Here is a 16,279-nt window from a genome sequence, read left to right on the forward strand (position 1 = left end):
TATTCACATTTCTTAAAGGCTTGGCCGGGTCATTATTATTCATTGAAGCGAGTCCATATGTCCACATTCCCGACGGATAAGTAGGCACTACTCCCCAGTAAATTTTTACGAGCGGAAATACTTTTCGCATTTCTCGTAAAGCCTGCTGCATTAAATCTTTATCTGTGAAGGGCGACTCGGTCAATTCGCTCATCATTGAGTCAGCTGTCATTACTCTTTTTACGTCTTCATAGAATCCTGACTGAAATAATCCCGCCGCAAAATCTACAGGGTCAGTGCTGTCTATAATAACAACGTCAAATTTTTCTGAAGTCTCGCGAATAAATTTCATTGCGTCCATACACTTAAAATCAGCTCTTGAATCACTGAACGAACACCCGGCAAAAGGCAGATATTTTTTTGAGCATTCTACAACTCTTGAGTCAATATCAATTAATGTGCATTTCTTGACACAATCATGCTTCAATACTTCACGCATAATAGCACCATCTCCGCCGCCGATAATTAAAACTTTTTCGGGACTCTTGTGCGCACATAATGGAACATGAGCCATCATTTCAGAGTAGCAGAATTCGTCCTTCTCCGTTAATTGAAATGCTCCGTCTAACATCATAGCCCGCCCGTATTCGTAGGTGTCAGCTATTAATAATTCCTGATACTGCGTTTTTTCCGAGTGTATATATTCTTTGATCTTGAGTGAAAGCGTCAAATTATCAGTACTATACTCAGTCAGCCATAAATCATTAAATCTCTTAGGTCTTGTTACATAATCGCTCATGAGATTGCTTCACCTAAATTTACACCGAGTTCAAAGCATTTAGCTAAATCTTCACTAGTCGGCGAAGTAAATACTTCAATTTCAGGGCCTATTTTTTCGAGTTTAATTTTTTCGGCGAAAACCTGTAAAGCTGTTAATGCTCCCTTGCTCCAGCTGTAAGAGCCTGCTATACCTAAAAATTTATTCTTGGGCGCACGATTTAATAATTTCGAGCATAGAGCATCCATAGGCGGGAATAATAACGTGTTATATGTGCAAGCTAACAAAGCAAGAGCCTTATAACGCCAAATATCACGCAAAACACATGAAATATCAGCTCGCGATACATCATACAATCTGACATCTTTAATTTTTGCGCCGCCCAGTCCTGCACAAACAGCTTCAGCCATTCGTCTTGTATTTCCGTACATTGAGCCGTATACGACAACTGCGCCCTGTTCGCCTTCCTGCCTGCTCCATTTGTCATAAAGATTTATAACCTGCTTTATATCTTCTCTGAATAGAGTCCCATGAGACGGGAATATATTTTTTATTTCAAGAGTTCCGAGTTTTCTTAATGCTCCCTGTACCATGTTTGAATATTTTGCTACGATTGCGGCGTAATATCTTAACATTTCATCTTCCCAGCGTGATTTAATTTTTTTGTCGTCAAAGATTCCGCCCTCATGAGCTCCGAATCCCCCGAATGAGTCATTAGAGAATAATACGCCCGTTGACGCGTCAAAAGTTACCATACTTTCAGGCCAATGAAGCATAGGAACTGTAGCAAATTTCAAAATATGTCCGCCTAAGTCGAGAGTCTCGCCGTCCTTCACTGTTATAATATCGTCTTCGATTCCGTGATAGCCTTTGAGTAACGGCATAGTCTTAGCATTCCCGATAAATTTTAGAGCCGGCCACTTTGTTTTAAGCTGGGCAATTAATCCGGCGTGATCGGGTTCCATGTGATTAATTACGAGATAATTTAACGCCCGCCCGTTGAGTGCTTGAGTTAATTTATTAATATATTCATCGAGCCAAGGGCCTTTTACTGTGTCAATAGCTACTGTTGCATTAGTACCCGTTATGACATAGGCATTATATGCTACACCTTGAGGCAGCGGCCATAATGACTCAAATAAATCCGTCTCATAATCATTTACTCCTACCCACCATGTATCTTTATTAGCTTGTATTGCTTCGTACATGTTTAAATAATTTCTCCCTTCTATGAAATAAAATACTGCAACAATTTTAATATAAACTCGGACAAATTTCAGCGAGAACGCAATTTTTACAATCAGGCTTGCGGGAATGGCAAATTTTCCGGCCGTGTTCGATTATATTCACATGACCGCCTAAGCACCTTTCATCGGGTATGATTGACTCAAGACAGCGCGAGATTTCTTCAGGCGATGCATTTTCCGGCTCAATCTCAAGACGCTTAATAATTCTTGTAATATGAGTATCAACTGGGAATGCAGGCAGCTTGAAATCAAATAACATTACGCAATTTACAGTTTTAGCACCGACTCCGGGTAAAGCACGCAAATATTTTCGCATGTCGTGAAAGGTAAATTTTGCAAGTTTCTTGATTGAGTACTCGCCGAAATCCGAATAAATTCTATTCAAGATCTCTATAATTCTTTCTGCTTTAGTATGACCGAGCCCCGCTGTCTTGATTGCCTGTTCGAGATTCTTAGCTCCTGCCTTCACGACTTCCGGCCAAGTTGGATATAAATTTTTCAGCTGTGTAAATGCTGCGTCGCGATTCTTGTCGTTAGTGTTCTGAGACAATACAGTCAAAATAAGCCCGTCCAAAGGCTCATCGTGTCCAAGTTCAGGCGGACAGGCTTCATTATGATAGATTTCTTCTAGTTTATCGAGCGTGTAAAAAATTTTGCTTATATGTTCCATCTAACTAAATAATTAAATAATAAATAATTACTCTTGATTCTGTGATTGCTCAGAGTTTGACTCGGGCGTTTGAGTTTTCTTGCGCTTCTTTCTGACATCACGGCCGAATTTCTTTTCGAGTCTGATACTATCACCGAGCATTTTCTTGAGTCTTGCTTTAACGAGTCCGTGAACAGTATCATCACTGTATGAGCCGTTTTTTTTCTGCCGGCCTGCACGAACTCCCGTTAAAAGCTCGATTCCCTCATCAATTGTCTTTACTGCCCAGATAGAAAATTTATTGTCTCTCACTGCATTAATAACTTCAGGATTTAACATTAAGTGCCTGATATTTGACTCTGGAATCATGACTCCCTGATTTCCTGTTAAGCCGGTTAATTTGCAGAACTCAAAGAAGCCTTCTATTTTCTCATTGACTCCCCCGATCGGCTGAACATTCCCGAATTGATCTACTGAACCAGTTACGGCGATTCCCTGTTTCAATGGCAGCCCCGACAAAGCAGACAGCAAGCAATATAATTCAGTCGATGACGCGCTATCACCTTCAATGCCTGAATAATTCTGTTCAAATGTAATATGAGCACTAAGACTCAAGGGCATATCTTGAGCATATTTGCGGCCTAAATAACTAGAAAGAATCATCAAGCCTTTATTATGTATGGGCCCGGTCATTTTTACTTCACGTTCGATATTTACGACTCCTTCTTGCCCCATGAAAACATTTGCGGTAATTCTTGAAGGGTGGCCGAATCTCGAATCATTTAAATCAATCACTGATAGGCCGTTAATTTGCCCGACTGACTCGCCGTCCGTGTCTATTCTGAATATACCATCGCCGAACGCTCGCAATAATTTATCGTGATAGAGTCCGGCTCTGTATTCTTTATGCTGAATGGCTTTAATTACATGTTCACGGGTTACGAGTTCCGGATTTCTCCCGGCAATATCAGCCCAAGCATTAGACTCGATTAATAACTCGCGTAAATGCCCGACATCAATAGACAATAAATTTTGATCTTCAGCTTCACGGCTTGACCATTCTATAATTTCAGAGAGTGCAGACGAGTCAAAAGGTTTGAGATTTTCGCGCTTGATAACTTCAGCGATATATTTTGCCATACGCTTTTCACTTGCGGTATTACGGGGCATGTCGACATCAAAACTTGCTTTGATCTTGAAAATTTTGCTGAATTCAGCATCATAATACTGCAGTAACTCATAAATATAGGGGGTGCCTGTCATGATAATTTTCAAGTCCATTTTTATGGGAGCCGGCCTTAATGACGCAACAGGAAGAGCGCCGTATTGTTCGCCTAAATTCTCAATTGCTGCCTCGCCAGTTCGTAAAATTCGCTTGATTGACTCCCATGCCATGAAATTCATTAAAACTTTTTCAGCGTCTAATACAAGAAATCCCCCGTTAGCTTTGTGAAATGCCCCCGCTAAAATTTTCCTGAAATCAGTATATAAATAGCCTTGATGACTTTCATATTCGACTCGTCCGGATAAATTATAATAAGTCGGATTTGTCTCCCATATTACCGGAGCACCTTTTGAGGGGTCATTGCTGACAAATAAATTAGCCTGATAACGGGTAAAATCGACTTCTGCGTTTTCTTCACGTGCGGCAGTAACAAAAGCTCCGAAATTTTCTATAACGTCATCAGACATTTTTGCGAACCAGTTTAATAATTGCTCATTGCCTGAGTATTTCTCGCAAATTTCATTTAGTGACGGAGTTATTGCAGCTCTGCAGATTTCAGCCTCTAACTTGCTTAATTTGTCCTTGAGTGCCTTCTCCATGTCGCGAATTTCACGCATTCCCAGTAAAGTACGTTGAGAAATTTTCTCGCTGGCCTCCTGAAATTTTTTCTGCTGTTCTGAGTCAAGAGATTCATACTCTTCGGGCTTCATTTCGCGTATTATTTTCTTGCCGTTCTCGTCCTTATCAGCAATTAAGGGAATATTAATAAATCCCTGCGGCGTTCTCTTGAGTGAAAATTTTTCTTTAGCTGCCTTAGCTTTTAACTTGTCCATGATTGAGCCGGCTTTTTCCTGAAATTTTTTCACGTGGGAGGCCTTTGCGTCTTCATATTGACTCTGTTCAAATGCTTTGCTGATAGTAATCTTTAAATCTTTTAGCAGTTCTTCGAGGTCATCAGCTAATTTTTTGCCTTTACCTGCCGGGACTGACACAGAAAGAGGCTCTCCGGGCTTGTCGAAATTATATAAATAAAGCCAGTCATCAGGAGCAGGAAGAGTCTGGGCTTTACTCTGTAATCTTTCAAGGGCGTAACTAGTTCTGCCGCTTCCGGGCTGACCTACTAAGAAAATATTATAGCCTCGTCCATTTACAGCGAGTCCGAATTCCATAGCCTCGACTGCTCTTTGCTGGCCGGGTAGTCCTTCAGGCTTGCGGGGCTTTACGATGTGAATATCATTTGTTGAAGAAATTTTCCAGCTCTCGACGGGTTTAATTTTGCGTAAAGAGTCAGCTGTTAATTTCCGCTTTGATAAAATTTGCTGTGAAATATTAATTTTCCTGTTCACTATATAAAATTTTCTCCTTATTTATTCATTAAAGAATTCGTCTATATCTGTTTCCGGTAATGTTAATTTCTTTATTTTATTCGTCAATCTGCTCGGAGTCTTTATAAATCTGCGCAGTCTGTATAAAAATCTCGTATCACCCATTAAATGACGGTCAAGAAACCAGTTTTTATAAAACAATTCCGGCCAAGTTCCTGAACCTACCCGGCGTGCTTTATCTAATGGCTGTGAAAAAATATTTGTCATGAAATCCTGATAATTCTTGTATTCCTGCTCAGAATATTTTTTTTGCGAGTCAGTTTGCCAAGGCCTGCTAACAATATATGCCCATAAATCGTCGTCCTCGTCAATTTCTTTAACGCGTTTAACTACATCTTCAATATTATTATAATCATTTACATTTATGAATGCTTCAGGATTATATTCTTCTGAGACGTAGGGATTCCCCCAGTAAATGGGCACTGTATGAGCCTGAAGACTCGTTAATAATTTCTCGGAAGTATAGCCGTCAAAGCTAGCATTTTCGCAGGCAATAGAAAATTTATAGTGATTCTTGATTTTAATGCTTAACTCTTGCCAATCACAAGAACTGCTTATAACTGTACCGACATTATTTAAATATTTTCCGAGCGATTCTACACGCTTATATTGCGATAAAATATCAAATATCTTTTTCCTGATAGAATCTGCAGATGCGTTTGAGTAAATAAAATTACAGAAACGTTTTTTGCTGCCTAGTAAATTTTTTGCTTCAGACTGGGTTAAATTATTAGTCATTTCAGGCATAATCACTTTACTATCTCCGACAAAAATATGCGGCGGAATTCTCGCGACTCTGTCCCTATATGAAAATTTCCAATTCCAGCATATAGCATAGTCAAATATATTCAAATCCGGTGATATTGCTTCTCTCATGAAACCTATTAAAATCGGCTTGTGATTATTATCAGTCAAAATTTTCCTTAAAGATTTCTCGTATTCAGGCTTAAAATAAATCCTATCAGAGACTATTACATAATCAGGAGTCTCATTATCGAGCACGATTCTATCTGCAATCTTAATATCTTTTATACATAGCATAGTCAATAATGAATCAGTGTCATGTACATCAAAATAATTAAATGCAACTCTTATTTTATCGATCATGAAATGAAAAACTCCATTTATTACCGCGTCAAACACTTATGAGCCGCCAAAGCCTCAATTACTGCCGAGTCCTCGCGTTCCAGTATTATATTATTCATTTGCTCGTATTCTTCATAGCCTCCCAGTGTATCAAGAACATCAAGCACGTATTCACGTTCTTTTGAATCAAATCTATTAGTCAATAATCCAAATAAAATTACTCCGCGTGAAAACCAGTTATAAAACTCTTCAGATATAGAAAGCGTGTCATAATACATCACGGCAAAATTGAACTCTTCAAAATCTTTAGGGTTAGCGTCATCATCAGGTTCGGGCGAATATCCAAGCATATAAAACGGTATTTCAGGCGCAAGAATTAAAGCATCCCAGAACATTTTTGCACAAAGAATCTTTCTATTATTTTCCGGAGAAAGCATAAACGCCGCAATTAATCTTGAATAAGCCCATGCCGGTGAACGTTCAGAATCTTTCATAGTCTGTGCTAAAATTTTCTGCCATTCATGACGAGCCAGCATTATACGATAATATAGTGCTTTCGTTGCGTTCCTGTTAATATCTTCGTCCTCGTCATCTTCAATAGTGCTGCAATCTGACTCTAAAACTTTTTCACAGGAAATAAAAGCCTCGTCTAATTGCCCCAGCGTAAAAAGTGTAAATGCTAATCTCTGATTCAAGACTACAAATAATAAATCTTTATCTTCAGGGTTAGTGCTGCCGTTTTTTGAGAGTGATTCAAGAGCGCGCTTTATTAAATCAGCACGTGAATTATCATTCTCGGTGTTATCGGCTTTAATCATTAATGCTTCGGGGACTTCTGAGTCAATCTCTAAAATCTGATTAGCTATAGCAAGCGAACGGGCCGAACTCGTTGTGTTATAGGCCATTCCTAAAAGCTGCTTAATCCTGTCTTGTTTACTCTTCATGATTTAATCAACGTCCCATTGTCCATCGTTATTATTTTCGGGCGGATTATTGTTATTACTGCCGCTATTATTATTACTCTGCATTGAAGTAACAGAATCTCCTGCGCCGCCTGACTCCCAGTAAGCACGCATTGACGTTAAAATCACTTGGCCGCCCCATATATAGCCCCATCTACGAGCTAAATCTGCGACTTCTAAAGGCTCAGAGCCATAATAATAAACATTATTCTTTCTTAACTCTTCAGCTATGAGACATTCAAGACGCTTTAACATTTCCCATGTATATTCGCCGGACTCAGGGGTAAATTTCCGCCATTTATTGCCCATCCAAATCCAAACGCCGACTCGTGAATTATGCCATGCAATTAAAGTATTTACGCTCCCATATTTAAGCCAGCCCATACGGTTGCAATTTTTCTCGCGGATCTTCATAAATTCGGGGTGCTCAATCGGCAGGCCATATGACCACACAGCGGCAATTCTTAATAATTCGGGCTCATTCATGGGAATTACTGAACCTACTAAAATATTTGTCGGCCTTATTGCTCCGTCAACGCCTAATTTTCCGTAGACCCAGCGATTTTCTGCAATCTGAGCGACCGGGTAACCGTCAAAAGTTGCGTACCATCCTGAAGGCAAATCACGAGGCTGCCATATGTCAAAATTCATAGCGTAAGTTTTCTGGTAAGCTGTCATTACGACTCGCGAATAATTACGAGCTCCGCGCAAAATTACTCCGTCCGGCATATTTACAAGACGTTCGGCAGCATTTGCACTTGATAATGACATACACAGACTCAACGCTATTATTATATTTTTGCCTGAACTTAGGGACAAAATTTTTTTCACCTGCCAAATTTTTATGATTTATTTTCCTGCTCATTATAGCGTATTATTGCTTTCTGTCTAATTCTATATAATTACATTCTTGAATATTTTACTCGTCAAGTATAATGCGAAATCAAGTATAAAAAATTTTGCGCGAGTCTTCATATTCCATAAATATTAGCATGAAACAAAATCGACTCTCATACTTAATAGCGAGTATAAGCGCGGGGCCTTCACTCTGTAAATATATAAATCACGAACATAAAATAAAATCGACTCTCATAAGCGAGTATAAAAATTTTGCGCAAGTCTTCATATTCTTGAATATCTAATCCGGCGGACATAGTGCGATATAGTCGAACACAAAACAAATCCCAGACTCAGACCTAAAAGCGAATATAAACAATTCAGCGCATTATTATAAACAAATTCAGCTGTTCCGGCGTAAAGTCCTGATATTGAGTGAAAAAATAGATCTCCGGGAATTAACGGAATTATCGAAGGATATACAAAAAATGTAGAAGGCTGCCGGCGTGTTACAGCAAAGAATTCGGCATATAAAGCAGCAACTAAAGCCGAGAGAGTCATATAAAGCACTCTATTAAAATTAAACGGTGCCAGCAGAATTAAAGCGATTCGGGTCAACATTCCGCCCAGTCCTGCGAGATATAAATCTTTGACTTGAATATTAAATACTATAGCAAAACCCACCGACGCAAAAAATGAAAATATAATCAATAAATAATTACTCACTTTTGAAGGATCAAGAACGCCCATCATTACATAACCTTTGAAGACTACTAAAGCAATATACATACCTAAACCGAGTGCCATAGTCTCAATAAAAATTTTCAACATCTGCAAAATCCCGTTATTCTCATGGCCGCAAAGTAAATTACTCATAGCATTTACTAGGGGGATTCCTGGAATTACTATCATTGAGACTGTGATTAAGACTACAGATAAATTTTCGCCCAGTCCTGAATAAATAAATAATATAGCAAATGAAGCAGCTATAAACATGATTAATATATTCGCAAGGATTCTATCTAGGCCGCTTTTCTCGAAAAAAATCAGCAGGAAATGAATTATAACTGTAACGAAAATAACAGGCACTAAATCAAGCAAGCTCCCCCCGAATATAAAGCTCAAAGACGACATCGCAATAATCCGGCCAAGAATAATTATATAATCATTATATTCTCTCACGTTCATAGCACGAGAAAGCATTTTATCTAAAAATTTCGGGTTCGGTGTGATTTCAGTAACTTTATAAGATAATTGATTCAAGCTCCGGAGTCTCTCTAAATTAATTCCCGCAGGAGGTATTGACGCTTGTCTTGACGAATAACGGCCTATTAAATCACTTGCACTGACTGAAATATGCGAACTTAATAAAAATATGCTGATGTCCTGTAATTTATATGCTTTGCAAATAAAATTTATAGCTAAGTGGACGCGTTCAAGATTTGCACCTGATAAAATTAATTGCCGGCTGAGATTTACGCAGAATATTAATACATCTTCAAGCATTCAATAAATCACTCCAAATTTTTATTTATAAAAAAATGGCGCATGAACGAATCACACGCCGAGAAAAATTTTTTAGCCTCCATAAGTCAATTTCACTATTGCTGTAGTAACTGGCGGGCAGAAAGTCAATAAGAATAACAACGCGACTAATAATAAATAAAACGGGATAGCTTCCTTCATGAAAGTTTTTGTCTTGCACCCTGTAACTGAACATGTAACGAACATCAATGTACCCATAGGCGGAGAAAGTGCCCCGATCGCGTTATTAAATATATAAATCATAGCAAATTGAATCTCGTCAATTCCGTATTGTCTCGCAATTGGAGCCAGTAAGGGAACTAATACAATCATTGTTGCGTTGCCCTCTATGAACATTCCGACTATCAGAACAAAAATATTTACAGCAATCAAGAACGCATATTTATTCGGACAAATCGACACAATAAATTCTGTCAATTGCTGGGGGATTCTTTCTTTAGTCAATACCCATGAAAACACGGACGCAGCAGAAACTATTAACATTATCCCGCCCGTCGTTGATACAGTCTCTTTGCAGGCTTGAATAATTCCCTTTATGCTCAATTCACCGTAAATCAGACCTAAAATTATCGCGTAAAGTATTGCAATTGCTCCGGCTTCAGTTGCAGTGAAGACTCCGAGTCTGATTCCTCCGATTATAATAATGGGTAAACACAAGGGAAGTAATGCCGGCTTCAAATGCTCCCAGAGTTCCGCCCACGTCATAGCCCTATCACGAATCGGCATATAACCGCGTTTCTTTGATATTATGTGAACTAGAATCATCATGGCAATACACAGCGAGCCTCCGACAGTTATACCCGACATGAATAATTTTCCGATTGAGACATCAGCAATGCACCCATAAAGAATCATAGCGATTCCCGGCGGAATTAACGGCGTAATCATTGCGCTTGCTGCAGTAACTACCGAGCTGAATTCTTTAGAGAAGCCTTGTTTCTCCATTTCGGGAACTAACATTTTTGCTTCCATAGCTGCGTCGGCCAAGTTCGAACCTGATAAACCGCCCATCAAAGTCGATAATAACACATTGACCTGCGCAAGTCCCCCCGGCATTCGTCCCGTTATAGCTGAACAGAAATTCATGATTCTATTCGTAACTCCTGAATAATTCATAAACGTGCCGGCACATACAAAAAAGGGAATCGCTAAGAGTGAAGGACTCTCGGTGCCCGTTACTGCCTTCTGACCGAAAATAATTTGATTTATGCCCGGATTCAGCAAGAAATATATCAATGAGCCGCCGAATACTGACACGAAAACAGGGACTTTTAAGAATAACAAGACTAACATCATGACAGCCGAAATTCCTAAAACTGTATTTGTGCCTAAAGTTTTGCCTAAGATTTCAAGATAGGGCTTGACCCACTGAATATTTACTCCGACTAATAACACAATAGCAGCAAGAATTACTACAGGAGTCGGACGCTTTAAGACAAGCAATAATATAACGAGTGCAGCTGCTCCGGCAATACTCAAATTTAAAGCGTTAATCATTCTTGAGCCGCCTCACTTTCCGGAATCTCTATAGACTTTGTGAACAAGGGCGCATATTTCGAGACAAAATAACTCACGATCATTAATGCACACCCATATGGAGCGACTCCGTAAATGTAAATATAGGGAATTCTCAAAATTGGAGTCGGCCTTCCTGAACGCCCGAAAACTTGAGCAATATAAGCCTGTGATTTAGTAAGCAAGAAAACTAGCACGAACAGCACTATTAAATCAATTACATAGCCCATAAATTTTTGTAATTTCTCAGGGAGTGAGTCTACAAGCATTTCTATAGCGACATGACTCCCAGTTCTAAAAGCTACACTCGCGCCCATGTAAATTAGCCATACTTGACAAAACGCAGAAATTTCTTCCTGCCATAAAATCGGATCGTTCATTACATAACGTTTAAAGACTCCCACGCTAGTAATCAGAGTTAAGACTATCAAAGCAACTGACGCTATTATTAAATCAAGATTGCATAAAATTTTTATTAATGGATTAGCTTTTTTTGTAGCCATAAATAAATATTCACCTCGCAAAATAAAAAAATGGGAACAAACCCGCAGGCTCATTCCCTGAAAATTAAATCATTATTTCATTGCTGCCTTGACTCTGTCATAAAGCCCGTCTGACCACTTGAAAGTCGCACCCAGTTTGTAGAAATCCTGCGCCTTTGTCCTGAAACCTTCTAAAACTTTTTCATCAGGAACTACAACTGTTACGCCCTCTTTTTTCATGAGGTCAAGATAATAATCATTTGCCTTTGCCTGAAGTTCGTTATTATAGACTCCAGCCTCGTAGCCAGTCTCAACAAGTGCCTTTTGCTGTTCAGGTGTGAGTCCGTCAAACCACATAGACGAACAAATCCAGTTTGTGAAATTCAAAACATGGCCGTCAAGTATTAAAAATTTCGCGACTTCATGATGTTTGCGTCCGTAAAGAGTGCTTAATGGGTTCTCGCCGCCGTCAATTGTCCCCTGCTGTAATGCCGTGTAGACATCGCCGAGACTCATCCCGACCGGTGTAGCTCCTAAGACTTCAAATCCCTTTGTCTGAATCTGATTCGTGGGAACTCGAATTTGCAAACCCTTCAAATCTTCAACTGTTTTAACGGGCTTAGTCGTGAGTGTGTGCCTTTCACCATATGCCCAGTTAGCTGCGACAATTTTAATGCCCATTTCGTTGAGTTTTGCGCACTGTTCTTTCCACCAGTCAGACTGAATCAATTTCCAGCACTCATCCCAGTTAGCAAACAGGAACGGCCCGAAAACTATTCCCATATCAGGCACGCCGTAATCCGCGAAAAATGCACCGTCAGCAAGAGTCATAACAGGTTCACCGAGAAGCATTTGATCAATTAAATCCGTCTTATTTCCAAGCTGTGAATCAGGGAATAATTCAATAGTTAATCCAGTATTACGGGCTGCAAGTAAATCTTTCCATTTTTGAAGTCCCTGCCCGACCGGTTCCGTGATTGAATTCTCGAAGCCGATTTGTAAGACTGCATCAGCATATGCACCTGACACAAGCAAACTTGTTAAAACTAGAGCTGCAAATAATTTTTTCATAAATAAATGCCTCCTAAAATAAATATAAATTTTTGAACCCAGTTAAACCGGGATTCACTCCACCTGTAAAACTTTATAATTTCCTGCTGACTCGACCGCGTTAATTAAGGCCTCATCAGAAATATTTTTGCCGCTTAATATGACCTCAATAAATTTTGCTTTCACATTAACTGAATCGACTCCGTTAATTTGCATGAGAGAGTCAATAATTTTTTTATTATCAAGCTCGTTATTTATTCCCGAAATATATAAAACTTTGTAGTCTATCCGCTCAATCTTGAAAATTACCGGCCTCGTTCCATCGTTGCAGCAAGCTATCATGAGTCGCTCGTCATTCGTCCAGTTGCGCATTATTGAGCCGCCCTGTAAAGCTACATAAATATAACGGCTTATGCAGTCCCACGCCTCAGCACATTGAGTCCCGTTCCCCTCGCGCCAAAAGTCGTCTTTATCGTCATAGCGTTCAAATATGAATGTATCTCCCACGTTATAAAATGGACACATGCCGGACTCCGGGTCTGCGAGATATTTTGCCTGTAAATCTTTATAACATTTTTTGTCAATTACAGTAACTCGGCACTTATGCTGCAAAATTAAAGCCTCCTGAAAAAATTTTTTTATGGAATAACGCGAAATATTATAGCAAAATTTAAGCCCTGAAAGATTCGCATATTATACTGAATTATGTTATGCAAAAATAAACGCGCAAAAATATAATATCTCGTCTACACATCATAAATTATGCTAGAATTCTAATAATTTCACGTGAAGGGAATAATTTACAATGCGAGTTCTATATATAACACATCACGCGCCGGGGGCAATGACATCGGCAAAATTTTATAATATTCAGTGCAAAAAATATAATATCTCGTCTACACATCATAAATTATGCTAGAATTCTAATAATTTCACGTGAAGGGGAATAATTACAATGCGGGTTCTATATATAACACATCAAGATACGCCGGGCAATGGAGCAGAAATCTCAATGATAAATTTAATTCTTGACATGAGAGAACGCTATAAAATTTCTCCGGTCGTGTTAATGCCTTCAGAAAATGAACTCGCCGATAAATTCAAGTCTCAAAATATAGAAGTCATTATCTCAAAATTTGAATTCTGGGAAGACGCTTATAAAATCCGTTCACTTAGAGAATTAGAAATGTGCTTTAATTATTACCCCCGACAAGTAAGGGCTTATTTGAGATTATTGCGTATAATAGAATTATTCAATACAAAAAATTTAGAATTTGACATCATTCACACGAACGCAAGCGGAATAAACATAGGCGACGGACTCGCACAAAAATTATCACTCCCGCATATATGGCACTTCAGGGATTACGGAATTGACGACTATAATATTGACTATAAAGATCCCCTTTCACTCGTTAAAGAAGCTTACTCAAGATCAAGCGCAAATATAGCAATATCAAAATCAATTTATGACTCATACGTCAACGAGCGCAAATTATGCAGTCCCGATAACACAAGAATAATTTACAACGGAGTCAAGATTCCTGATTCATACGAGAAAAAATTTTTACATGATAACCGAGTAAATTTCTGCATAATCGGCGGAATCTCTACAACTAAGAATCAATTAATGGCCGTAAATGCGTGCGTGAAATTAAAAGATTCAGCAGATAAATTTATTCTTAACATAATAGGTTCATGCGAGGGCGAATATTTTAACGAGTTACAGGAAATTATAAGCTCGAACGGCTTAGAAAATTGCGTAAAATTTTTAGGCTTTCATAACGACATAAATAAAATTTTGCGAAATATGAACGTTGGCTTAATGCTTTCAAGGCGTGAGGCATTCGGGCGCGTTACTGTTGAGTATATGCTTAATTATATGCCCGTTATAGGCGTGAACACGGGGGCGACTCCTGAAATTATTAATAACGAGTCGGGCTTTATCTGTGAACTTGACGACTCCGAAAAATTAGCCGAATTAATGCAAAAATTTATCACGAATCCTGAATTACTCCATCAAATGGGCAGCAAAGCGCGTGAAAGGGCAGTAAAAAATTTCTCGCTTGAACATAACACTGACGAAATTTATAAACTCTATCAGGAAATATTAACCCGCGAATAAAATAAAACTCCCTCCCGCATAAAATAAAATCAGGAGGGACAAATTTTTAAATATTTTCTTCAATCCATGCCTTCAAATCCGGTGCTGACTGAAAGCCTACTTTACGCGCTGTTACTTTGCCTTCTTTGAGAATCATTAAACTGGGAATGCTCATGACTCGCAATTTCTTAGCAAGTGCGGGATTCTCTTCTGCGTCGGCATTAAAGAACTCGACTCGTCCGGCAAAATCAGGCGACTCTGAAAGCTCTTCAACTACCGGAGCAATCATCTTACAGGGCCCGCACCATGTCGCAGAAATATCAAGGAAGGCTACTTTTGCTGACTCAAGCTCGGCGGCATTATCACCGGTTATAATCTTTACTGACATTATAAAGCCTCCTGAATTATAATAACGACTTCACGCACTCTTCAACTTTTGCCATATCTGTAGTAGGCTCAAAGCGTTTTACAACATTTCCGGCGCGGTCAACTACAAATTTCGTGAAGTTCCATTTGATATCGGGCTTCTTTGCAAAATCGGGATCGGCCTTCCCTAACATGTCATTAAGAACGGGCGTTAATTTGTTGTCAGGATCAAAGCCCTCAAAACCTTTTTGACTCTTCAGGAAAGTATACAGCTTTAATTCATTTGCTCCGTTAACGTCTGACTTCTTGAACTGGTCAAATTTCGTGTCATAGTGAAGAGTGCAGAATGAGTGAATCTCTTCATCAGAGCCGGGAGCTTGGCCGCCGAACTGATTGCAGGGTATATCAATAATTTCGAGTCCCTTGTCGTGATATGCCTCGTACATTTTTTCGAGAGGTTCATATTGAGGCGTAAACCCGCAGCCCGTCGCTGTGTTGACGATTAATAATACTTTGCCTTTGAAGTTAGAGAGGGAACATTCTTTGCCGTCAGTCGTGTAGACCGAATAATCATAAACTGTGCTCATTGTAAAAATTTCCTCCGATTTGAATATATTATTTCATGACTATTATATATCATACATAGGGACTTGCGAGTTTCCGCCGGAGTAATTTATTTATCAATTTCTTAAACATGATAATTTTGTAGCCTGTATCATTCTTAAGAAAATCTTTTAATCTCCTTAAGCCTTTAGTATTTGGATAAAATGAATTATATTTTGTACATAAAATTTTTTCATATTCTGCGTTAGGAGTTGTGAAGGCCGTTATTTCTTCGTCTGAAAGCTCGTGATCTCGTATAAATTCATTCGGTACAATCAAGAAAGAGTCTTCATTCTCAAGACCGGGAGTAAATTTCATTGCGCGTTTTTGAAGGTGGATATATATAAATTCATAATTTTTGCTTCTCTCAACATCACCGCCAATTCCGAAAATTTTTCCATTTTCCCATCTAAAAGCAGGTATTATTTCAGAGTTGCAGCAATCTTTAAATTCCTTCACATATGGA

16 protein-coding genes are annotated in these 16,279 nt (G+C 38.9%); 1 reads left to right on the forward strand and 15 read right to left on the reverse strand.

Annotation, left to right across the window (positions count from 1 at the left end; all coding sequences use genetic code 11):
• The 12 genes from speE to IJS99_04850 all read right to left on the reverse strand — a co-directional run.
• Window positions 1-778 (reverse strand): polyamine aminopropyltransferase (gene speE / locus IJS99_04795; protein MBQ7561133.1); only part of this gene is annotated, 778 nt, incomplete at its 3' end.
• Window positions 775-1,965, reverse strand: coding sequence for an FprA family A-type flavoprotein (locus tag IJS99_04800; protein MBQ7561134.1), 1,191 nt, complete (start codon window positions 1,963-1,965; stop codon window positions 775-777). The genes IJS99_04800 and speE, both read right to left, overlap by 4 nt.
• A gap of 46 nt (window positions 1,966-2,011) precedes the next feature.
• Complete coding sequence (locus IJS99_04805; protein MBQ7561135.1) at window positions 2,012-2,674, reverse strand: endonuclease III; 663 nt, start codon at window positions 2,672-2,674, stop codon at window positions 2,012-2,014.
• A gap of 27 nt (window positions 2,675-2,701) precedes the next feature.
• Window positions 2,702-5,194: an AAA family ATPase gene (locus tag IJS99_04810; protein MBQ7561136.1), complete on the reverse strand. Its 2,493-nt coding sequence runs from the start codon at window positions 5,192-5,194 to the stop codon at window positions 2,702-2,704.
• A 51-nt stretch (window positions 5,195-5,245) separates the two neighbouring features.
• A complete protein-coding gene (locus tag IJS99_04815; protein MBQ7561137.1) occupies window positions 5,246-6,370 on the reverse strand; it encodes a hypothetical protein in 1,125 nt (374 codons plus the stop codon).
• A 20-nt stretch (window positions 6,371-6,390) separates the two neighbouring features.
• The gene (locus IJS99_04820; GenBank protein ID MBQ7561138.1) at window positions 6,391-7,293 is read right to left on the reverse strand and encodes a hypothetical protein; all 903 of its coding nucleotides are present in this window, start codon (window positions 7,291-7,293) and stop codon (window positions 6,391-6,393) included.
• A gap of 3 nt (window positions 7,294-7,296) precedes the next feature.
• Window positions 7,297-8,130: a hypothetical protein gene (locus tag IJS99_04825; protein ID MBQ7561139.1), complete on the reverse strand. Its 834-nt coding sequence runs from the start codon at window positions 8,128-8,130 to the stop codon at window positions 7,297-7,299.
• Window positions 8,131-8,433: 303 nt separating this feature from the next.
• Window positions 8,434-9,654 carry a threonine/serine exporter family protein gene (locus IJS99_04830; GenBank protein MBQ7561140.1) on the reverse strand — a complete coding sequence of 407 codons (1,221 nt, stop codon included), beginning with the start codon at window positions 9,652-9,654 and terminating at the stop codon, window positions 8,434-8,436.
• Between the two features lie 72 nt (window positions 9,655-9,726).
• A complete protein-coding gene (locus tag IJS99_04835; GenBank protein MBQ7561141.1) occupies window positions 9,727-10,989 on the reverse strand; it encodes a TRAP transporter large permease in 1,263 nt (420 codons plus the stop codon).
• 197 nt (window positions 10,990-11,186) lie between these two features.
• Window positions 11,187-11,711 (reverse strand): TRAP transporter small permease, encoded by a 525-nt coding sequence (locus IJS99_04840; protein ID MBQ7561142.1) that lies wholly within the window; start codon window positions 11,709-11,711, stop codon window positions 11,187-11,189.
• A 72-nt stretch (window positions 11,712-11,783) separates the two neighbouring features.
• Entirely contained in the window at window positions 11,784-12,761 is a 978-nt protein-coding gene (locus tag IJS99_04845) for a C4-dicarboxylate TRAP transporter substrate-binding protein (protein MBQ7561143.1), read from the reverse strand.
• A 54-nt stretch (window positions 12,762-12,815) separates the two neighbouring features.
• Window positions 12,816-13,352 (reverse strand): TIGR04076 family protein, encoded by a 537-nt coding sequence (locus tag IJS99_04850; GenBank protein ID MBQ7561144.1) that lies wholly within the window; start codon window positions 13,350-13,352, stop codon window positions 12,816-12,818.
• A 343-nt stretch (window positions 13,353-13,695) separates the two neighbouring features.
• Between IJS99_04850 and IJS99_04855 the strand changes: the two genes are divergently transcribed.
• Window positions 13,696-14,865: a glycosyltransferase family 4 protein gene (locus tag IJS99_04855; GenBank protein ID MBQ7561145.1), complete on the forward strand. Its 1,170-nt coding sequence runs from the start codon at window positions 13,696-13,698 to the stop codon at window positions 14,863-14,865.
• Between the two features lie 46 nt (window positions 14,866-14,911).
• Here IJS99_04855 and IJS99_04860 read toward each other — a convergent pair whose 3' ends face one another.
• From IJS99_04860 to IJS99_04870, 3 genes are all read right to left on the reverse strand, one after another.
• Window positions 14,912-15,232, reverse strand: coding sequence for a thioredoxin family protein (locus tag IJS99_04860; protein ID MBQ7561146.1), 321 nt, complete (start codon window positions 15,230-15,232; stop codon window positions 14,912-14,914).
• A gap of 16 nt (window positions 15,233-15,248) precedes the next feature.
• Window positions 15,249-15,797: a glutathione peroxidase gene (locus tag IJS99_04865; GenBank protein MBQ7561147.1), complete on the reverse strand. Its 549-nt coding sequence runs from the start codon at window positions 15,795-15,797 to the stop codon at window positions 15,249-15,251.
• A 49-nt stretch (window positions 15,798-15,846) separates the two neighbouring features.
• The coding region (locus IJS99_04870; protein MBQ7561148.1) for a hypothetical protein at window positions 15,847-16,279 on the reverse strand (433 nt) is incomplete at its 5' end.

The organism is Synergistaceae bacterium (assembly GCA_017444345.1).
Classification (GTDB): Bacteria; Synergistota; Synergistia; order Synergistales; family Aminobacteriaceae; genus JAFUXM01.